This is a genomic window from Kinneretia sp. DJ1R-11, from assembly GCF_025717595.1.
Lineage (GTDB): Bacteria > Pseudomonadota > Gammaproteobacteria > Burkholderiales > Burkholderiaceae_C > Paucibacter_A.
In genome coordinates this window covers 228,119-248,408 of record NZ_JAJIRR010000007.1, presented here as the reverse complement: position 1 = coordinate 248,408, position 20,290 = coordinate 228,119, and the positions used below count along the sequence as shown (strand labels likewise).

Genomic DNA, 20,290 nt, shown 5'->3' with positions numbered 1-20,290 from the left:
TGTTCAGGCGTTGATGCGGAGCCAGGTGGTCTTCAACTCCGTGTACTTGTCAAACGCATGCAGTGACTTGTCCCGCCCATTGCCGCTTTGCTTGTAGCCGCCGAAGGGCACGGTCAGGTCGTCCTCGTCGTACTGGTTGACGTGCACGGTGCCGGCGCGCAGGGCGCGGGCGACGCGGTGGGCGCGGTCGATATGGCTGCTCCAGACACTGGCCTGCAGGCCGTAAGGGCTGTCATTGGCGAGACGAACGGCCTCGGCTTCGTCCTTGAAGCGCAGCACGCTCATCACCGGACCGAAGATCTCTTCGCGAGCGATCTTCATGGCCGGCGTCACGCCGTCAAAGATGGTTGGCGCGACGAAATAACCGCCAGTCTCGATGCGCTGCTGCTCGCCGCCGACGACAGCGCGGGCGCCCTCGCTGCGACCCGATTCGATATAGCCCATCACCGTACCGAGCTGCCCGGCGTCCACCAGGGCGCCCATCACGGTCTTCGGGTCCAGCGGGTCGCCGGCCTGGTATTTGGGGGCTTCTGCGGCCAAGAGGGCCAAGAACTCGTCGGCGATGCTGTCATGCACCAACACGCGTGAAGGCGCATTGCAGCTCTCGCCCTGGTTGAAGAACATGCTGCCGGCCACGGTCTTGGCCGCGCGTGGCAGGTCGTCGAAATCGGGAAAGACCAGGAAGGCTGATTTGCCGCCCAGCTCGTTGTAGACCCGCTTGAGGTTGCTGCGGCCCGCGTACTCCAGCATCTTGCGGCCGACTCGGGTGGAGCCGGTGAAGCCGATGGCGTCCACGTCCATGTGCAAGGCCAGGGCCTCGCCGGCCTCATGGCCGTAGCCGGGAACGACATTGAAGACGCCCGCGGGCAGGCCGGCTTCCAGCGCCAGTTCGGCCAGGCGCAGTGCCGTCAGCGGCGACTTCTCGCTGGGCTTAAGCACCACCGAGTTGCCCGCGGCCAGGGCCGGCCCCAGCTTCCAGGCGGCCATGATCATGGGGTAGTTCCAGGGCACGATGGCTCCGATCACACCCATGGGCTCACGCTGGATCAGGGCCAGAGCATTGGGGCCGGTGGGGGCAATTTCGTCGTAGATCTTGTCCACGGCCTCGGCATACCAGGCGATGCAGCGCGCCGTCGAAGGCACGTCCACCGCCAGCGCGTACTGGATGGGTTTGCCCATATCCAGGGTCTCGAGCAGGGCCAGTTCTTCCTTGGCGGCAAGGATCTTCTCTGCAAAGGCCTGTAGCACGCGCTTGCGTGCCGCAGGCGCGCGGCGCGACCAGCGGCCGTCCTCAAAGGCCGCCCGAGCCGAAGCCACGGCGGCGTCGATGTCGGCCGCCTGTCCGCGCGAAACCAGCCCCAAGCTTTTGCCGTCGAGTGGAGAGATGCAGTCGAACTGCAAGCCGGCCAGCGTGTCCCGGCGTTGCCCTTCGATCACCGGTCGGCCGTCGATCTTGAGGGCGGCGGCGCGTTCATGCCAGTTGATGGCGGCAGGGCTGGGGCGGTTCATGGTCGGGAGGCTTTCGGTGCGGAGTTCAGAGGAATCAGAATTTGACCACCATGGCCGCGCCCAGCAAGCTGTTGCTCTTGCGGAAGCTGCCGTCCTTGACCTGCTCGAACACGCTGACATTGGCGCGGTCCAGCCGGTATTCGAGCTTGAAGCTGGTGTTCAGGTCGTAGAGGTAGTTCAGGCCCAGCGACAGCGCCGTGCGTGTGGCGCCTTTCTCGGCATCGCCGAAGATCAGCTCGCCACTGTCCGCGTCGCGGCCGACGATGGCCGGGCCGATGCCGTTGCGCGGGTCAGCGCCATAACCGAGCAGGCCACCGCCATGCTTGTCGTTCTTCAGCCAGTCCAGCCGCGCAATGCCCTCGACGCGCGGCGAGAATTTGTAGGCCGCCAGGCCCGAGAGGCCCAGCCATTGGGCGGTGCGCAAAGCGCCGGTTTCCGGGTCCGGCGTGATGGCGGCACGTTTTTGCTGGCCCAGGCTCAGCTGGCCCTGCACGGTCCAATCGCCCCGGATGAAATAGCCGTCTACCTCAAACAGGTGCAGCTCGGTGTTTTTGGTGCCGCCGACCCCATTGGCTGCCTTGCCGTGCACGCCGGCAAAGCCGAAGCCTTGGAACTCGCCGCGCGCATAGTCGACCCGGTAAGCCAGCACCGGCGCCTTTTCGCCGGACGGCAACTTGGAGGCATTCATATTGGCGAGCACGGCCTTCGTGATCCATTTGCCACGGGTCAGCTCGACACCGGCGCCGGTGTAGGCGGTGGGCAGGGTGAAGTCGAACAGCAGGTTGTGGGTGATCAGCTTGTTCTGAGTCGGCGGCAAGTACTCGTAGCCTGACCAGTCCGGGATGTGGCCGGCGATCATGCGGGTCTGCAGGTCACCGAGGGGCACCGACACCGAGGCTTCCTGAACGATGCCGCCATTGCCGATGACGGCATCGGTACCGCGGTTGGGCGAGAGGGTCAGGCGCCAGCGCGTGCCGTTGTCGGTTTCCTTTTGAAAGTCCAGGGCCAAGGTGCCCATATAGGAGTTGTCGTAGTTGAATCCGTCGTTGGCGACATTGTTCAGAAACTGGAAGCTGGCCCGGTTCTGCGCCCGGTTGTAGATGTAAGTCGGCTCCATATAGCCGCTGATCTTCAGGCCCTTGGTGCCCATGGCCTCGGCGTTGTCTTCCAGGGCTTCGGTTTTGACGGCGATGCGGTTGAACTCCTGGACCTGCTGCGGTGTCATGCCCCACTGTGCCGTCGCGGGCGCCGGCGCGGCGGCTTTCTGCTCCGCGGCCTTCAGCTTGTCTTCCAACTGTCCTACGCGCTCCTTAAGCTCGCGCAGCTCTTTGAGCAGTTCTTCATTGCTCTGGGCCCGCGCGGCGCCAGGGTAGGCAGCCAGGAGAGCCAGGCTCAGTGCGGCCAGCAGGGGGGCGACAGTCTTTGCATGCGAGTGGGGTTTCATGGCATCGGCTCCTTGGTTTTGTGGGTCGGTTTCAGCCGCCGCGCTGGGCGGCCGCCATATCGAGACTGCGCCGGCGTTCGGCGCGTGCAATCAGGTAACTGGCCAGCACCACGCCCAGGGCCACCAGCACGATGATGACGGTGGCGACGGCATTGATGCTGGGGCTGACACCCAGCCGGGCGCGCGAGAAGATCACCAGGGGCAGGGTGGTGGAGCCCGGCCCGCTCAGGAAAGCCGAGAGCACCACATCGTCCAACGACAGGGTGAAGGTCAGCAGCCAGGCCGAGAGCATGGACTGCGTGATCATGGGCAGGGTGACCAGCGCAAACACCTGTAGCGGTCGAGCGCCCAGGTCCATGGCGGCTTCTTCCAGCTGCGGGTTCAGCTCGGACAGGCGGGCTTGGATCACCACCGTGGCATAGGCCATGCCGAGCAGCAGATGACCCAGCCAGATCGTCAGGGCGCCGCGTTCCGGGAAGCCCAGGGCGCGCTGCAGCGACACCAGCATCAGCAGCAGGGACAGGCCCACGATGACTTCGGGCATCACCAAGGGCGCATTGACCATGCCGGCAAACAAGGTGCGCCCCTTGAAGCGCTTGTATTTGACCAGGGCGAAGGCCGCAAACGTGCCCAGCAGCACCGAGGCGCAGGCAGTGGCAAAGGCGATCTCCAGCGAGAGCTTGAGGCCGCTGAGCAATTCGCTGTCCTGCATCAACTCGACATACCACTTGAAGGTGAAACCGCCCCAGACCGAGGGCAGCTTGGAGTCGTTGAAGGAGTAGAGGATCAGGGTGAAGATGGGCAGGTAGAGGAAGGCGAACACCAGGCCCAGCCAGCTGCGCGCGAACCACCGAGTGGCCTTGGGGCCGAGCAGGGCGCGGTTCATGGCTGGCCTCCTTTGCCGCGGCCGGCGGCCGGTCCGGCCTGGCTTTCGGCCTGGTAGCGGTTGAACAAAGCCAGAGGCACGATGATCAGCAGAATCATTACTACGGCCACGCTGGAGGCCATGGGCCAGTCGTTGTTAGAGAAAAACTCGTCCCAGAGCACGCGGCCTATCATCAAGGTCTGCGGCCCGCCCAGCAGCTCGGGGATGACGAACTCACCCACGCAGGGGATGAAGACCAACATCGCGCCGGCAATGATGCCCGCCTTGGACAAGGGCACGGTGATGCGCCAGAAGGCCTGCCAGGGTGTGGCGCCGAGGTCGCTGGCCGCCTCCAGCAGGCGCAGGTCCAGCTTGGCCAGGTTGGCGTAGAGCGGCAACACCATGAAGGGCAGGTAGGTGTAGACCATGCCCACCACCAGGGAGAAGGGCGTGTTCAGCAGCTTGCCCAGCGCTGGAATCATGCCGGCCGAGTAAAGCAGCTGATCCAGCCCCAGGCCGGTGATCGCTTCGGCCACCCAGCCATGTTCGCCCAGCAGGCCTTTCCAGGCGTATACGCGCAGCAGGAAGCTGGTCCAGAAGGGCAGCATCACCAGCATCAGCAGGGCCGGCTGCAGGCTGGCCCGGGCGCGTGCCATGAAGTAGGCAAAGGGGTAGCCGATCAGCAAGCAGCCCGCCGTGGTAATGGCTGCGTACTTGAGGCTGGCCAGATAGGCCTTGAAGTAGAGCTCATCCTGGGTGATGAAAATGTAGTTGCTGGTCTTGATGGCGATGCGCAGCATGCCGTCGGCATAACTGAGCAGGTCTTTGAAGTGCACGGTCTCCATCTCGGAGACACTGATTTTCAGGACGATCAGGAAGGGCAGGGCAAAGAAAGCCAGCAGCCAGGCGTAGGGCAGGGCGATGACGGCGCTGCGGCCGGAAAGCAGCTTGGCCCTCATTGGGTCAGCACCACCTGGGCCGTGGGCGACCAGTGGGCCCAGACCTGCTGGTCCCAGCTCAGCGGGTCGGCGCGGTGGCGCTCCAGATTGCTTTCGCTGACCTTGATCACCTGGCCGCTGGGCAGTTGCAGGTGATAGACAGTGAAGGCGCCGAAGTAGGACAGGTCGCGTACCGTGGCTCGCACCTGATTGAACTCGCCTTCGGGCTTCTCACTGCTGAGGCGGATCTTCTCGGGCCGCAGGGCCACGCTGACTGCCATGCCGGCCGTGCCGGTGATGCCATGGCCGACATAGTGCTGGCAGTCCGCGCAATCGATCACCACATGGTCGGGCTCGTCGACGCTGAGCTGGCCCTCCATCAAATTGACGTTGCCGATGAAGTCGGCCACGAAGCGGGTGGCTGGGGTCTCGTAGATGTCGGCCGGTGCACCCACTTGCAGGATGCGGCCCTCGCTCATCACGGCGATGCGGGTGGCCATGGTCATGGCCTCTTCCTGGTCGTGCGTCACCATCACGCAGGTCACGCCCACGCTTTCGATGATGTTGACCAGCTCGATCTGCGTTTGCTCGCGCAGTTTCTTGTCGAGCGCGCCCAGCGGCTCGTCGAGCAGCAGCAGCTGTGGCTTCTTGGCCAGGCTGCGCGCCAGAGCCACGCGCTGCTGCTGGCCGCCTGAGAGCTGGTGGGGTTTGCGTTTGGCGTACTTGCCCAGCTGCACCAGCTTGAGCATGGCTTCGACGCGGCTGGCGATTTCGTCCTTGGGCAGGCCGTCTCGGCGCAGGCCGAAGGCGATGTTGTCCCAGACGCTGAGGTGGGGAAACAGCGCATAGCTCTGGAACATCATATTGATGGGCCGGGCGTAGGGCGGCAGACCCGCCAGGTCCTGCCCATTCAAGATAATGCGGCCGCTGCTCGGCGTCTCGAAACCGGCCAACATGCGCAGCAAGGTGGTCTTGCCGCAGCCCGAGGAGCCGAGCAGGGCGAAGATCTCACCCTTGGCAATGTCGATGGACACCCTGTCCACGGCGACAGCGCCGCCGCCGAAGTCCTTGACCACGTTGTCGATTTGCAGGTAGTTGGTGGACATGGGGGGAAGAGGTGAATGGGTGAACAGGTGAACAGGTGAATCGTGAATCGTGAATCGTGAATCGTGAATGGCGAGTTCCGGGGCGGCTGCGCGAGGTTGTGGTTCACCTGTTCACCCATTCACTTGTTCACTCCTCTCGACTCACAGCCCCGTCTTGAAGCTCGTAAAGATCCGCGTCATCTGACGCCGCACATCGTTGTTGATGGCATCGGGCGCGGCCATCTTCTTCATGTCGCTGTCGCTGAGGAAGACGCTGGGGTTGTTGGCCACATCGGGCTTGACGAATTTCTTGGCCTCCTTGTTCGGGTTGGCGTAGAAGACCTTGTTGGTCAGGCCGGCGTGGACCTCGGGGCGCAGGATGTAGTTGATGAATTTGTGGGCATTGCCGGGGCGCGGTGCGTCGGCCGGGATCACCATCACGTCCATGAAGATGATGCCGCCGCTCTTGGGGATCAGGGCCTCGATCTTCTGGCCGGTCTTGCCGTCGATGGCGCGCTGGCGGGCGATGTTGATGTCGCCGGAGTAGCCCATGGCCACGCACAAGGAACCATTGGCCAAATCGTTGATATAGCCCGAGGAGCTGAACAGGCTGACATGGGGACGCACGGCTTTGAGCAAGGCGGGCACGGCGGCAAAGTCGCCGATATTCTTGGTGTAGGGCGGCTTGCCCAGGTAGTGCAGCGCGGCCGGCACCACCTCGGTAGCGGAATCCAAAAAGCTGACGCCGCAGCTCTTCACCTTGGCCATGTACTCGGGCTTGAAGATCAGGTCCCAGGCGTTTTCGGGCATGGGCATGCCACCCAGGGCGGCCTTGACCTTGTCGACATTGATGCCCACGGTCGAGAAGCCCCAGAGCCAGTTGACGAAGAACTCATTGCCTGGGTCCAGCTTGGACAGCTGGGCCTGCACTTCGGGGTCCAGGTTTTTGTAGTTGGGGATCAGGCTCTTGTCGATCTTGCGCAGCAAGCCTCCGTCGGCCTGCATCTTGGCCCAGTAGCTGGAGGGCACGACGATGTCGTAGCCGGTCTTGCCTGCCACCAGCTTGGCATGGACGATTTCGTTGTTGTCGAAATTGTCATAACGCACCTTGATGCCGGTTTCCTTCTCGAAGTTCCGGATCGTGTCCTCTGCGATGTAGTCGGACCAGTTGTAGACGTTCAGGACCTTCTCTTCCTCTTGCGCCCGTGCCGGGCCGGCCGCAGCCAGCAAGGCAAGAGCCGGGGAGAGTGCACAGACGAGGCGACGCAGGGCGGGCGACAGTTTCATGGTGTGGAGTTCCCGAAAAGTTCAGTCAATGACAGGACGAAAGGAAGGATGAAGAGAGGTATGAAAACCGGATCGACTGCGCCACAGTCTAGGCATTGGCCGGGCCTCGCCCATTGGCCAAAACCCGGGGCTGCGGTTGGGGCGGTACATGTTCACAGCCAGCCGCGCTTGCCCAGGTCCTCCAAGGTCAGGTCCAGACAGCGGCGGATCAAGACCATCATTTCGTCGATCTGGGCGCGTGTCATCACCAGCGGTGGCGCCACGATCATGCGGTCGCCGACGGCGCGCATGATCAGGCCGTTGCCGAAGCAGTGGCCGCGGCAGACCATGCCGACCTCGAGCTCGCCGTCGAAGGGCGTGGCCGTGGCTTTGTCCTTGACCAGCTGGACCGCGGCCATCATTCCGCAGCTCTGCGTTTCACCGACCAGCGGGTGCGTGTCCAATTCGGCGATGCGCTGGGCCAGATAAGGGCCGATGTCCTCGCGCACATGGCGCACCACATCTTGCTCGCGCAGCAAGCGAATATTGGCCAGGGCCACGGCGCAGGCGGTTGGGTGGCCTGAGTAGGTGAAGCCGTGGTTGAACTCGCCGCCTTGTTCGATCAGCACGCGCGCCACGCGCTCGCCCACCATCACCCCGCCGAGCGGGATATAGCCCGAGCTGACGCCTTTGGCGAAGGTCATCAGGTCCGGCTTGCTGCCCATGGTTTCGCAGCCGAACCATTGGCCGGTGCGGCCGAAACCGCAGATCACTTCGTCGCTGACCAAGAGGATGCCGTACTTGTCGCAGATGCGCTGGATCTCGGGCCAGTAGCTGGCCGGCGGCACGATCACGCCGCCCGCGCCCTGCACTGGCTCGCCGATGAAGGCCGCCACCTTGTCGGCACCGAGCTCCAGGATCTTGGCCTCCAGCCAGCCCGCGGCCTTGAGCCCAAACGCCTCGCGGCTGAGGCCGGCCGTCTCACCGCGCAAGCCGGCACCATGCTCGAACCAATGCGGCTGATCGATGTGGCTGATGTTGGGAATCGGCAGACCGCCCTGGGCATGCATGCCGCTCATGCCGCCCAAGGAGGCTCCGGCCATGGTCGAGCCGTGGTAGCCGTTCTTGCGGCCGATGATGATCTGGCGCTCGGGCTGACCCAGCACATCCCAGTGGCGCCGCACCATGCGCACTATCGTGTCGTTACCTTCCGAGCCCGAGCTGGTGAAGAAGACATGCTGGAACTGCGGCGGGCTGATCTCGGCCAGCACCTCGGCCAGCTCGATCGCCGGCGTGGTGGCGGTCTGGAAGAAGGCGTTGTAGAAGGGCAGCTCCTTCATCTGCGCCGCGGCCGCGTCGATCAGGCTCTGCTGGCCGTAGCCGACATTGACGCACCACAGGCCGCTCATGGCGTCGAGGATTTTGTGGCCCTCGCTGTCCCAGAGGTAGATGTTCTCGGCGCGGCTGATGATGCGCGCGCCTTTTCCGGCCAGGCCTTTGAAGTCGGTGAAGGGATGGAGGAAGTGGCGGCTGTCGGCCGCCTGCCAGTCTTTCGTTGAGCGGCCTGCCGTGTCCGCAAGCGGCTGGGTGTGCAAGGTGTTCATGAGTGTGTTCCTTGGATCGTGGCGTGGAGGGCGTTCAGACGTGCAAGAGCAAATGCTCGCGCTCCCAAGGCGAAATCACCTTCATGAACTCCGCATACTCGATCTCCTTGACCTCGGCATAGACAGTCACAAAGGATTCGCCCAGCACCGCCGCCAGTTCCTTCTCGGCTCGGAGCAGATTGAGCGCTTCACCCAGGCTGCGCGGCAGCTGGAAGTCGCCCAGATAGGCATCCCCCTTGCATTCGGGGCTGGGTTCGATGCGGTTCTTGATGCCCAGATAGCCGCAGGCCAAGGTGGCGGCCAGGGCCACGTAAGGGTTGGCGTCGGCGCCGATCACGCGGTTCTCGATACGGCGCGCGGCCGCGTCGGCCAGCGGTGAGCGTATGCCCACGGTGCGGTTGTCCGTGCCCCACTGGATGTTGATCGGCGCGGCCGTGTGGCGGGCCAGGCGGCGGTAGCTGTTCACGTAGGGCGCGAACAAGGCCATGGCGGCCGGGATGTAGCGCTGCAGGCCGCCGATGTACCAGAAGAACTCGGCGCTGGGCGAACCGTCTTCATTGCTGAAGAGGTTGCGGCCGGTGGCCTTGTTGATGACGCTCTGGTGGATGTGCATGGCGCTGCCCGGCTCGCCGGCAATGGGCTTGGCCATGAAGGTGGCAAACATATCGTGGCGCAGCGCGGCTTCCCGCACCGTGCGCTTGAAGAAGAACACTTCATCGGCCAGACCCATGGGGTGGGCATGGAAGAAGTTGATTTCCATCTGCCCGGCGCCGACTTCGTGGATCAAGGTGTCCACGTTCAGCTCCATCTTTTCGCAGTAGTCGTAGACGTCTTCGAACAGCGGGTCGAACTCGTTGACCGCGTCGATGGAGTAGGCCTGGCGCGAGGTCTCAGCGCGGCCTGAACGGCCGATCGGCGGCTTCAGCGGCATGTCCGGGTCGCTGTTGCGGGCCACCAGGTAGAACTCCAGCTCGGGTGCTACCACCGGGTCCCAGCCCTCGGCCTCAAACAGGCCGCAGACCCGGCGCAGCACCGAGCGCGGCGCGAAGGGCACGAGTTCGCCATTGCGGTCGAAGCAGTCGTGGATGATTTGTGCGGTCGGGTCGATGGCCCAGGGCACCAGGCGCGCGGTCGTCGGGTCGGCGCGCAAGTGCATGTCGCGGTCGTTGGGGCTGATGACGTCGTAGTAGGGGCCTTCTTCTGGAAACTCGCCCGTCACACCCATGGCCACCACCGCCTCGGGCAGGCGCATGCCGCGGTCTTCGGTGAACTTCTCGCGCGGCAGGATTTTGCCGCGCGCCACGCCGGTCAGGTCCGGCACCAGGCATTCGATCTCGGTGACGCGCTGGTCCTTGAGCCAGGCTTCCAGTTCGCTGAAAGTGAAATTGTTTCTGTCGACCATCTTGAATCTCCGTGGGTTCTTGAACCCCGCGCCGCCGAAAGCAAGCGGGGCATTGGGCGCGGGTCTTGAGGGGACGGACGTTCGACAGGAACTCTAGGTCTCGGGGTCGCGCAAGGAGTCGTGGCGGGGTTGGTGAATCTGCTCGCGGTAGTCGCGGCAGGCCCGGCCAAAGGCTTGCAGCAAGGCCATGGAATGCGGGTTGCGTTCGGCCTGCCATTCGGGATGCCATTGCACGCAGAGCGAGAAACCCGGCGCTTCGGCCATGCTGAAGGCTTCGATCAAACCATCGGGCGCGAGCGCCTCGACGCGCAGGCCCGGCGCCAGGCGTTTGACGCCCTGGCCGTGCAGCGAATTCACACGGATGCGGTCCTGGCCCAGCAAGGCCTGCAAACGGCCGCCCGCCTGGATGTGAATTTCGTGTTGATCGGCATAGGCGATCTCCGGCGGTTGGCCTTCCGGCGCGCGGTGATCCTGCAGCCCGGTCTGCTCCTGCACCGCCTGATGCAAGCTGCCACCCAGGGCCACATTGGCCTCCTGGAAGCCGCGGCAGATGGCGAACAAGGGCAGGCCGCGCGCCAGGGCTTTGGGGATCAGCGGCAAGGTCCAGGCATCGCGTTCGGGGTCCAGGGGCAAGGCCGGGTTGTGAACCGCCTCGTCGAAATGGCTGGGGTGCACATTGGATGGTGAGCCGGTCAGCAGCACGCCATCGGCCAGGTCCAGCAAGGCATCGAGGTCTTGCTCTTCGACATTGGGCACGATCAGGGGCAGGCAGCCGGCCAGTCGGACCGCATCGACGTACTTTTTGCCGGCGATATGGTTGGGGTAGTCGCCCACCATGCGCTGGCAGGCGGGCACCAGCACCACCGGCTTTCGTGGTGCTAGCGTGTTGGGCTTCTTGACCTGTGTCACAGCAGATCCTTCAGTCGGTAGTACGCCATGCCCAGCACCAAGGCTGGCATGCGCATCAGTGTGCCACCGGGGAAGGGGCGGTGGCGCAATCTGGCAAAACAATCAAAGCGGCTGGCGTCGCCCGCCATGGCCTCGGCCACCAGCTTGCCCGCCAGCCCCGTCAGGGCCAAGCCATGGCCGGAGAAGCCCTGCAAGTAATAGATATTCTGAGCGGTGCCCAGGCGGCCGAAATCGGGGGCACGGTTCATGCTGATGTCCACAAAGCCACCCCACGCATATTCCATGCCGACGTCGGCCAGCTGCGGGAAGGTCGCGTGCATGCGCGCCGCCATGCTGGCCTTGAGGTCCGGCGGCGTGCGCGTGCTGTAGCTGACACGGCCGCCGTAGAGCAGGCGTCGGTCGGCCGTGGGGCGGAAGTAGTCGAGCACGAAATTGGTGTCGCACACGGCGCTGCGCGAGGGGATCAGGGCATTCAGTCGCTCGGCCTCAATGGCTTGGCTGCAGCCGATGTAGGTGCCGACCGGCATGATGCGATGGGCCAGCTGGGGGGCGATCTGTGGCGCCAGTTCGGGCAGATACACATTGCCGGCCAGCAGCAGGTACTGGGCGCGCAACTGACCCTGGCTGCTGCGCAAGATGATCCCTGTTTGGGCGGCCGTGCCCTGTTCCAGTGCCAGGGCCGGGCTGTGCTCGAAGAGCTGCACCGGCGCGGTGCCCGGGCGACGCGTGGCGTCGCTGAGCAAGTGAGCGAGCGCGCGGCAGTATTTGAGCGGATGCAAGTGGCCCGAGGCCGGGTCATGGACGCCCGCCTGGTAGCGCGGGCTGGCGATCCAGCCGGGCAGCTCGTTCTTGGGAATCCAGCGCTGCTCATAGCCATAGACCTCGGTCATGCGCTGTTGCCAGGTCTGCAGGATTGCGGCCTTGCGCGCGCTGGTGGCCACGCTGAGAAAGCCGTCCTGCCAATCACAGTCGATGGCGTAGTCTTTGCAACGCTGACGGATCAGATCGACGGCTTCCAGGCTCATGGCCCAGATCCGGCGGGCTGTCTCCAACCCAAGCTGATGTTCGATCTCGCCGTGCTCGCAGGCCAAGCCGGCCAGGGCCTGGCCGCCATTGCGCCCGGACGCGCCGCCGCCGATCTCGCCAGCCTCCAGCAATGCCACGCTGAAGCCACGCGCGCTCAGCTCCAGCGCGGCGGAGAGCCCGGCCAAGCCGCCGCCGACGATGGCCACATCGGCCTGCACTGTGCCTTGCAGCGGCGCAAAGGCTGGGCCTTGCGGCGCGGTGGCCGCGTAGTAGCTGTCACGCGCGAGTTGGCGATCGATCTGCAGCAAAGGCATGCAAGCGTCGGGTTGATGGAAGCTCAGGCGGCGCGATGCAAGGCGGCGCGCACGGTGTCGATCAGGCGGTCGATGTGCTGCTTCTCAATGATCAGCGGCGGGCTGAAGGCAATGGTGTCGCCGGTGGTGCGGATCAAGACGCCTTGCTCCCAGCAATCGAGGAAGACCGAGAACGCCCGCTTGGCCGGCTCGCCCGGCAGCGGCGCCAGCTCGACGCCGCCGACCAGGCCCATATTGCGGATGTCGATCACGTGGGGCGCGCCCTTGAGCGAATGCAGGGCCTCGGCAAAGTAGGTCTGCATCTCGCCGGCGCGGGTCAGCAGGCCTTCTTCGGCGTAGGTGTCCAAGGTACCCAGGGCGGCCGCACAGGCCAGAGGGTGAGCGGAGTAGGTGTAGCCGTGGAAGAACTCGATCAGGTGCTCGGGGCCCTGCATGAAGGTGTCGTAGAAGGACTGCTTGGCGAACACCGCGCCCATGGGCACGGCGCCATTGGTCAGGCCCTTGGCCACCGTCATCAGGTCCGGCGTGACGCCAAAGGTCTGCGCGCCAAAAGGTTGGCCGGTGCGGCCGAAGCCGGTGATGACCTCGTCGAAGATCAGCAAGATGCCGTGCTTGTCGCAGATCTCGCGCAGGCGCTGCAGATAGCCCTGGGGCGGGATCAGCACGCCGGTGGAGCCGGCAATGGGCTCAACGATGACGGCGGCGATGGTGCTGGCGTCATGCAGGGCGACCATGCGCTCCAAGTCGTCGGCCAGCTCGGCGCCGTGCAAAGGCTGGCCCATGGAGTAGGCGTTGCGCGCCGGGTCGTGGGTGTGGCGCAGATGGTCCACACCGCTGAGCAGGGTGCCGAACATCTTGCGGTTGGCCACCATGCCGCCGACCGAGATGCCGCCGAAATTCACGCCGTGGTAACCGCGCTCCCGGCCGATCAAACGGGTGCGTGAGCCTTCGCCGCGTACGCGGTGGTAGGCCAGGGCCATCTTCAGTGCGGTCTCCACTGCCTCGGAGCCCGAGTTGGTGAAAAAGGCCTTGCTGAGCCCGGCGGGCGTCAGCTCGACCAGGCGCTCGGCCAGCTCGAAGGCCTTGGGGTGGGCCATCTGGAAGGGCGGCGCGAAATCGAGTTCGGCGGCCTGTTTCTGGATCGCCTCGACGATGCGTGGGCGGTTGTGGCCGGCGTTGACGCACCAAAGGCCGGCAATGCCGTCCAGCACCTGGCGGCCCTTGTCATCGGTGAAGTACATGCCGTCGGCGCGCGTCAGCAGGCGCGGCGACTTCTTGAACTGCCGGTTGGCCGTGAACGGCATCCAGTAGGCGTCCAGCTTGGGATCCGAATCGGGTGCGGTGCTCTGGTTCATGACGGACTCTCCTCAAGACCTGTGATTGAGATCCAGTCTAGAGAGCCTCGCGCGCAATGTGCGAGCGCAATCGCCCCGGTGCTTACCCGAGGTTCTGCACTTTCGTGCCATCATTCATTGAATGGTTCGCACAAAATTCGAAATATGAGTTCAGAAGTGACTTTGGATGCGATCGATCGCAGCATCTTGGCCGAGCTGCAGCGCGACGGCCGCATCAGCAATGTGGAGCTGGCCAAGTTGGTCCATCTCTCGCCCTCGGCCTGTTTGCGTCGGGTCAAACAGCTGGAAGATGCGGGTGTGATTGCCGGCTATGTGGCCTTGCTGAGCCCCAAGGCCATCGGCCAACCGGGCACCAGCTTCACCATCATCAATCTGGAACGCATGACGCCGCAGGCGCTCGGAGCTTTCGAGCAGGCCGTGCGAGACATTCCGGAGATCCTCGATTGCTTCTATGTGGCGGGCACCAATGACTACCTGATGCGCTTCGCCTACAAGGATGCCGAGGACCTGGAGCGCCTGCACAGCAATGTGCTGATGCACCTGCCGGGGGTGGCGCGCAGCAATTCGATGCTGGTGCTGCGCACGGTCAAGAAGACCACGGCGTTTGAGCTCTGAACCCGAGTTGGTCGGACCTTCTGATCGCGGGGCGCGATCAGTCTGGGTTTACATCGCCAGGCCCATCATCAGGGCGGTCAGACCGAAGCCGCCCAGGGCGGCAGCCAAACCCAGGGTCTCGGCCACGAGATGGGCTTGCTTGCCGAGGCCGAAGGTGCCGGCCAGGGAAGGCTGGGCGTCGGCGCTCAGCAGGTACTGTTGCGATTGGGCGAGGAAGAAAGGTGTTGCAGTCATGGCTTTGTTTTGTCTCGTAAGGGCCGCCCTTCTGGGTGGCTTCGAGCGCAATTATCAATGCCATTCGTGAAAACCCTATGACAAAACCAAGGGTTTTTACTTAATTGGTGAAGCTTCACTTGAGCTTCGGGCCGTCTGGAGCAGGGGAAGGAGCTGCACCAGCAGCAAGCTGCCCAGGATCAGGGCGCAACCAGCCAAACCCGCAGGCGCCAGGCGGTCGCCCATCAACCAATAGCCAAATAGGGCGGCAAACAGCGTTTCCGAAGACAGCACGATGGCGGCATCGGCAGCGTGGGCATAGCGCTGCGCCACCACCTGGGCAGTGAAGGCAACGCCAACCGACAGGATGCCGGTGTAGAGAATCGGCGTGGCCGCTGACTGGATGCCGGCGGCGCTGAAGGGCTCGAACAGCAGACCCCAGGCCAGGGCCAGCAGACCGCAGACAAAGAACTGGCCACAAGCGACCAAAAAGGGCGCGGCCATGCGGTCGGCCACGCGGCCGATCAAGAGCACATGCAGACCCCAGGGCAGGGCCGAGGCAATCACCCAGAGGTCGCCGAGGCCAATCTCCAAGTGCTGCGCACCCGAGAGCAGGAAGGCGCCCACCAAGCAGGCCAGGGCGCCCGGCCAGACCGACCAATGCGGCAGCTGGCGCAGCAGCAACCAGCCCAGCACCGGCACCAGGGGCACATAGAGCGCGGTCAGAAATCCGGCATTGGTGACGGTTGTGTACTTGATGCCAATCTGCTGCATCGCCGCACCCAGGGTGAGCAAGGTGCCCAGGCCGAGAATCTTCAGCCCGTCATCGCGGTTCAGGGCCAACTGGCGCCCAGCCAGATGCTGCCACTCGCGCCAGGCCAGGGGCAGCACCACCAGGGCGCCGACCAAGAAGCGCAGGCCGGTGAACATCATCGGCCCCAGCTCCTGCATGCCATGGCTTTGCGCCACAAAGGCCGAACCCCAGATCAGGGCGATGAGGGTCAGCAGGAGATTGGCTTGGATGCGGCTCAAGGGGCTGGGCTTTCTTGGGAGCGAAGGGCGGCAAAAAAAGAGGCGGCGCCGATTATCGCGGCGCCGCCTCTTGCTTCTCGCTTGAGCCCGGGAAGGCGCTCACGCGAAATTGGGGTCAGAGTGATTTTGAGCGGGCGGCCCGAATCACTCCTCGCGGCCGCCGAAGATGCCCAGCAGGGCCAGCAGCGACTGGAACACGTTGTACAGGCTCAGGTAGACGCCCAGCGTCGCCGTGATGTAGTTGGTTTCCTCGCCGTCCTGCACCCGCTTGAGGTCATAGAGGATAAAGGCCGAAAAGATGCCGATGGCCAGCACCGACAGCGTGATCATCAGCGCGCTCGATTGCAGGAAGATGTTGGCAATGCCCGCCACCAGCATCAAGATCATGCCGATGAAGAGGAACTTGCCCATCGAGCTCAAGTCGCGCTTGATCACGCTCGACAGCGAGGCCATGCCCAGGAAGATGGCGCCCGTGCCGGCAAAGGCCGTCATGATCAGCTCGGCACCATTGGCCAGGCCGAGCACCGTGCCCACCAGACGCGAGAGCATCACGCCCATGAAGAAGGTGAAGGCCAGCAGCATGGGAACACCGGCGGCCGAGTTCTTGGTCTTCTCGATGGCGTACATGAAGCCGAAGGCGCCGGCCATGAAGACGATCAGGCCAACCATGGGCGACATGGCCTTGGAAATGCCCGTGGCCACGCCCAGCCAAGCGCCCAGCACGGTCGGCACCATGGACAAGGCGAGCAGCCAGTAGGTGTTGCGCAGCACACGGTTGCGTTCCTGGCGTAGAGCGCCGTCGCCCAGGCCGGTTGAGACATTGTTAAAGCTTGCGTTCATGACAGCTCCTGAGAGTTGAGTGAAGGGAAAACAGAGTTCTTCGAAAAGTTCAAGCCGCGCCGCTGGCCTCGGCCGCCGCAGCGCGGCGCTTGCCCCGGGCGCGGATGTTCAGCGCCTCCACGGCCAGCGAGAAGCACATGGCGGCGTAGATATAGCCTTTGGGTACATGCTGGTCGAAGGCTTCGGCGGTCAGCGCCATGCCCACCATGACCAGGAAGGCCAGGGCCAGCACCTTGACGGAGGGGTGGCGATCTACGAACTCGCCGATCGGCTTGGCCGCCACCAGCATCACCGCCACCGAGGTCACCACCGCCGCGACCATCACACCGATCTGGTCCACCATGCCCACCGCTGTGATCACCGAATCGAGCGAGAACACGATGTCGATCACGGCGATCTGCCCGATGGTCATCCAAAACAGCTTCTGCCCCGCGGCCTTCAAGGCTGCGGCGTCGGCCGCCGGCGGGCCATCCTGCTCCTGCGCCTCCACCTCGACAAAGATCTCATGTGAGGCTTTGTAGAGCAGGAAAAGACCACCGAACAGCAGCACCAGATCACGCCCGCTGATGCCCTGGCCGAAGACCTGGAACAGATTGGCGGTCAGGCCCATGACCCAGCTCAGCGAGAACAGCAGCAGCAGACGCGACACCATGGCAAAACCCAGCCCCAGGCGCCGGGCCTGGTCGCGTTGGGCGGCGGGCAGTCGACCCACTAGGATCGAGATGAAGATGATGTTGTCGATGCCCAGGACGATTTCCAGAGCGGTCAGCATCGCGAAGGCGATCCAAAGATTGGGGTCGAGCAGGATGTCCATGGCGTGTCAGCGAGAGGTAAGGCCAAAAGGGCGGGAAGCCTCAGAGTGCCAAAAAATCAGTGTGGGGAGGCTCGCGCCCGGACTGGCCGGACGGGGCGGCAGGCGTCGGGGCCTGCGAACGCGCTGCAGGCTTCAGCCCGGCAGTCGCGAAGCCAGTCCTTGAGGCGGCCGTTGCGGCCCCTCCAGCGCCGGCGCAACCGGCAAGCGGCAGGGCTGGGCCTGCCAGAGTTCCAGAGGCTCAGTCCGCGCTTGCGCTGCTGTGGAGTTCAGCGCCAGCTCAGGCCATTCCAGGCTGCCAGCATCTTGGCCGTTGCCTGCGTGTTCTTGCTCACCCACGGGGGCCTGCAGATCATGGGCCGCGGGCGCAAATTCAGCGTCGACAGCGGACGGATCGGCCACGGACTGGGCCGGGCTGAGAGCCGCGGCAGCCACTGTCGCGCTCGCCATGATCTGTGCCACCGCCATGTTCTGCGCGAACAGGGTCAGCAGCACGAAGAGCTGGGCAGTGAGGAAAGCGATCAGGCGGGGTGTCACGGGCTCAGTTTAACGCCCTCGCGCCTTCAGGCATCGCGGCCGGCCGTGTCGGGGCGAATGTCGGCCTGCAGATACGCCAATTCCTCGGCACTGAAGCCCGCTGCGCCGCGTGCTGCCAGGTTGAAGGGCGGGCGCAGACGCGGCGCCTGGTACTGCAGCACCAGACCCGGGTAGATGGCGACCGGATCCAAGCCGCGCAGTCGGCAACAGTGCCGATACCAGCGATTGCCGATCTCGACATGCCCGATCTCTTCGCGCAGGATGATGTCCAGGATGGCCACCGCCCGGTGGTCGCCGGCGCGGGCCAGCTTCGCTTGCAGCGGCGGTGTGGCGTCCAGCCCGCGCGCTTCCAGGGTGCGCGGCACCAGGGCCATGCGCGCCAGCACATCCTCGGCCGTGCGCTCGGCCATGGTCCAGAGGCCGTCGTGGGCATCGAAGTCGCCGTACTGGTGGCCCAGGTTTTTCAGGTGCTCGTGCAACAAGCCGAAGTGCTGGGCCTCCTCGGCCGCCACGCGCAGCCAGTCGAGGTAGAACTCGCGTGGCATGCCGGCAAAGCGCCAGACCGCGTCGAGTGCCAGATTGATGGCGTTGAACTCGATATGGGCGATGGCGTGGATCAGCGCAGCCCGTCCCTCCAGGGTGAAGGGCGAGCGATTGGGTACTTGCAGAGCCGACAGCAAGCGTGGCCGCTCGGGTCGGCCGGGCACGCCCTCCGGACGCTGCAACTGCGCATCGGGGTCCAGGGCCAGGCCGTTCTGAGCGTCGACGTAGAGCGCCTGCGCGGCGGCAGCCTTGTCGGCAGGCGAGTTCAGGCAAAGGGTTTGCAGGGCACGGGCGCGGCAGTCCGGAGGCATCATGGGCAAATTATCCCCGGCCCCGCGGCAAAAGCCCCGGGCAGGCGGCTCGGTGTGCTTGGCCGCTTAAAATGTCGGGTTTGCTGCGGCCGGGGGCCGTCCGGGAGTGCGAGATGGCGATTTTCCAGTTGGACGAACACCGGCCCGAAGTCGCCGCCAGCGCCTGGGTGGCTGACAGTGCCCAGGTGATCGGCCGGGTGCATCTCGACGAAGACGTCAGCATCTGGTTCAACGCCGTGCTGCGCGGTGACAGCGAACACCTGCACATCGGCCCTGGCTGCAATATCCAGGACGGCTCGGTGCTGCATGCCGACCACGGCTTCCCGCTGCGCCTGGAGGCGGGCGTAACGGTCGGTCACCAAGTGATGCTGCATGGCTGCACCGTGGGCGAAAACTCACTGATCGGCATCGGCGCCGTGGTGCTCAACGGCGCCCGCATCGGCCGCAACAGCATTGTTGGCGCGGGTGCCTTGGTCACCGAGGGCAAGGAGTTTCCAGATGGCAGCCTGATCGTCGGCAGCCCGGCCAAGGTGCTTCGAGAGCTGACGTCAGCCCAGGTCGAAGGTCTGCGCGCCAGCGCCCGTCACTACATCGCCAACGGCAAGCGCTACGCCAGCGGCCTCCAGAACATCAGCAGCGACTACCCCCAGAATTCCCAAGCCAAACCATGAGTGAACTGCATAAATTCTTGTTCGAAGGCCTGCCCGTGCGCGGCATGCTGGTACGCCTGACCGACAGCTGGCAAGAGGTGCTCAAGCGCCGCGAGACCGTCGGCGCCCACCCGCCCGAGCTGCGCGCTTTGCTCGGCGAGATGGCCGCGGCTGCGGTGTTGATGCAGTCCAATATCAAGTTCAACGGCGCCCTGGTGCTGCAGGTCTTTGGCGACGGCCCGGTCAAGCTGGCTGTGGCCGAGGTGCAGCCGGACCTGAGCTTCCGTGCGACCGCCAAGCTGGTCGGCGAAGTGCCGGCGGGTGCGCAACTCGAGGCCATGCTCAATGTCCATGGTCAGGGCCGCTGCGCCATCACCCTGGACCCCAAGGACAAATTCCCCGGCCAGCAGCCCTACCAAGGCGTGGTGCCTCTGCATGGCGACCAGCGCGAGCCGCTGCAGAAGCTGTCCGAAGTGCTGGAGCATTACATGCTGCAGTCCGAGCAGCTCGACACGAAGCTGGTGCTGTTTGCCAATGACGAAATCGCTGCCGGCCTCTTGATTCAGCGCCTGCCGGTGCAGGGCGAGGGTAATCTGGGCGGTGCCAAGAACGAGGATGACATCGGCCTGTCCGATGCCTTCAACCGCATCAGCATGTTGGCCGCCACCCTGACGCGCGATGAGTTGCTCGGCCTGGATGCTGAGACCATCTTGCGGCGCTTGTTCTGGGAAGAGACGGTGCGTCGCTTTGAGCCCCTGACGCCGCGCTTCGCCTGCAATTGCTCGCGCGAGCGCGTCAGCCAGATGCTCAAGGGCCTGGGTCGCGAAGAGGTGGACGAGGTTTTGGCCGAGCGCGGCAATGTCGAGATCGGCTGTGAGTTCTGCGGCCTGCAGTACCACTTCGACGCGGTCGACGTCGGCCAGCTGTTCGCGCAAGACCTGGCACAAGCAGGCGGCAGCGGCACCGTCCAGTAGGCCCTGAAGCCGCCTCACTTTCTGGCAATAAGCACTGTGGGATTGAC

20 protein-coding genes are annotated in these 20,290 nt (G+C 64.5%); 3 read left to right on the top strand and 17 right to left on the bottom strand.

The annotated features are described in order from the left end of the window. Positions 1-3: 3 nt before the first annotated feature. The 11 genes from LNV23_RS14015 to aptA all read right to left on the bottom strand — a co-directional run bounded on the left by LNV23_RS14015 (position 4) and on the right by aptA (position 13,717). On the bottom strand, positions 4-1,509 hold the full coding sequence (locus tag LNV23_RS14015) for an aldehyde dehydrogenase (RefSeq protein WP_263563521.1): 1,506 nt from the start codon (positions 1,507-1,509) through the stop codon (positions 4-6). A 34-nt stretch (positions 1,510-1,543) separates the two neighbouring features. Continuing rightward, a complete protein-coding gene (locus LNV23_RS14010) occupies positions 1,544-2,953 on the bottom strand; it encodes a DUF3138 family protein (protein WP_263563520.1) in 1,410 nt (469 codons plus the stop codon). Positions 2,954-2,984: 31 nt separating this feature from the next. Beyond that, positions 2,985-3,839, bottom strand: coding sequence for an ABC transporter permease (locus LNV23_RS14005; RefSeq protein WP_263517371.1), 855 nt, complete (start codon positions 3,837-3,839; stop codon positions 2,985-2,987). Beyond that, positions 3,836-4,777 (bottom strand): ABC transporter permease subunit, encoded by a 942-nt coding sequence (locus tag LNV23_RS14000; protein ID WP_263563519.1) that lies wholly within the window; start codon positions 4,775-4,777, stop codon positions 3,836-3,838. Before LNV23_RS14000 ends, LNV23_RS14005 begins: the two co-directional genes overlap by 4 nt. Beyond that, positions 4,774-5,862 (bottom strand): ABC transporter ATP-binding protein, encoded by a 1,089-nt coding sequence (locus tag LNV23_RS13995; RefSeq protein ID WP_263563518.1) that lies wholly within the window; start codon positions 5,860-5,862, stop codon positions 4,774-4,776. Before LNV23_RS13995 ends, LNV23_RS14000 begins: the two co-directional genes overlap by 4 nt. A 141-nt stretch (positions 5,863-6,003) precedes the next feature. After that, on the bottom strand, positions 6,004-7,128 hold the full coding sequence (locus tag LNV23_RS13990; RefSeq protein ID WP_263563517.1) for a polyamine ABC transporter substrate-binding protein: 1,125 nt from the start codon (positions 7,126-7,128) through the stop codon (positions 6,004-6,006). 152 nt (positions 7,129-7,280) lie between these two features. Next, positions 7,281-8,711 (bottom strand): aspartate aminotransferase family protein, encoded by a 1,431-nt coding sequence (locus LNV23_RS13985; protein WP_263563516.1) that lies wholly within the window; start codon positions 8,709-8,711, stop codon positions 7,281-7,283. Between the two features lie 34 nt (positions 8,712-8,745). Continuing rightward, positions 8,746-10,113: a glutamine synthetase family protein gene (locus LNV23_RS13980; RefSeq protein WP_263563515.1), complete on the bottom strand. Its 1,368-nt coding sequence runs from the start codon at positions 10,111-10,113 to the stop codon at positions 8,746-8,748. A 93-nt stretch (positions 10,114-10,206) separates the two neighbouring features. Beyond that, entirely contained in the window at positions 10,207-10,950 is a 744-nt protein-coding gene (locus LNV23_RS13975) for a gamma-glutamyl-gamma-aminobutyrate hydrolase family protein (RefSeq protein ID WP_411910582.1), read from the bottom strand. A 68-nt stretch (positions 10,951-11,018) separates the two neighbouring features. After that, entirely contained in the window at positions 11,019-12,362 is a 1,344-nt protein-coding gene (locus LNV23_RS13970) for an NAD(P)/FAD-dependent oxidoreductase (protein ID WP_263563513.1), read from the bottom strand. A gap of 23 nt (positions 12,363-12,385) precedes the next feature. Then, positions 12,386-13,717 (bottom strand): omega-aminotransferase AptA, encoded by a 1,332-nt coding sequence (gene aptA / locus LNV23_RS13965; protein ID WP_263563512.1) that lies wholly within the window; start codon positions 13,715-13,717, stop codon positions 12,386-12,388. A gap of 144 nt (positions 13,718-13,861) precedes the next feature. Between aptA and LNV23_RS13960 the strand changes: the two genes are divergently transcribed. Continuing rightward, positions 13,862-14,332 carry an Lrp/AsnC family transcriptional regulator gene (locus LNV23_RS13960; RefSeq protein WP_263563511.1) on the top strand — a complete coding sequence of 157 codons (471 nt, stop codon included), beginning with the start codon at positions 13,862-13,864 and terminating at the stop codon, positions 14,330-14,332. Positions 14,333-14,380: 48 nt separating this feature from the next. Here LNV23_RS13960 and LNV23_RS13955 read toward each other — a convergent pair whose 3' ends face one another. The 6 genes from LNV23_RS13955 to LNV23_RS13930 all read right to left on the bottom strand — a co-directional run bounded on the left by LNV23_RS13955 (position 14,381) and on the right by LNV23_RS13930 (position 18,622). Next, the gene (locus LNV23_RS13955; protein ID WP_263563510.1) at positions 14,381-14,566 is read right to left on the bottom strand and encodes a hypothetical protein; all 186 of its coding nucleotides are present in this window, start codon (positions 14,564-14,566) and stop codon (positions 14,381-14,383) included. 96 nt (positions 14,567-14,662) lie between these two features. Then, on the bottom strand, positions 14,663-15,577 hold the full coding sequence (locus LNV23_RS13950; RefSeq protein WP_263563509.1) for a DMT family transporter: 915 nt from the start codon (positions 15,575-15,577) through the stop codon (positions 14,663-14,665). A 144-nt stretch (positions 15,578-15,721) separates the two neighbouring features. After that, positions 15,722-16,417 (bottom strand): Bax inhibitor-1/YccA family protein, encoded by a 696-nt coding sequence (locus LNV23_RS13945; RefSeq protein WP_263517359.1) that lies wholly within the window; start codon positions 16,415-16,417, stop codon positions 15,722-15,724. Positions 16,418-16,466: 49 nt separating this feature from the next. Then, positions 16,467-17,231, bottom strand: a complete 765-nt coding sequence (locus LNV23_RS13940; RefSeq protein ID WP_263563508.1) for a TerC family protein — start codon at positions 17,229-17,231, stop codon at positions 16,467-16,469. Positions 17,232-17,363: 132 nt separating this feature from the next. Next, on the bottom strand, positions 17,364-17,765 hold the full coding sequence (locus LNV23_RS13935) for a hypothetical protein (protein WP_263563507.1): 402 nt from the start codon (positions 17,763-17,765) through the stop codon (positions 17,364-17,366). A gap of 26 nt (positions 17,766-17,791) precedes the next feature. Then, positions 17,792-18,622, bottom strand: a complete 831-nt coding sequence (locus LNV23_RS13930) for a ferritin-like domain-containing protein (protein WP_411910581.1) — start codon at positions 18,620-18,622, stop codon at positions 17,792-17,794. 110 nt (positions 18,623-18,732) lie between these two features. Here LNV23_RS13930 and LNV23_RS13925 point away from each other — a divergent pair, with 110 nt between their 5' ends. Continuing rightward, on the top strand, positions 18,733-19,290 hold the full coding sequence (locus tag LNV23_RS13925) for a gamma carbonic anhydrase family protein (RefSeq protein WP_263563506.1): 558 nt from the start codon (positions 18,733-18,735) through the stop codon (positions 19,288-19,290). Beyond that, positions 19,287-20,243 (top strand): Hsp33 family molecular chaperone HslO, encoded by a 957-nt coding sequence (hslO, locus tag LNV23_RS13920; protein WP_263517355.1) that lies wholly within the window; start codon positions 19,287-19,289, stop codon positions 20,241-20,243. The genes LNV23_RS13925 and hslO overlap by 4 nt, the downstream gene beginning before the upstream one ends. Positions 20,244-20,290 lie beyond the last annotated feature (47 nt).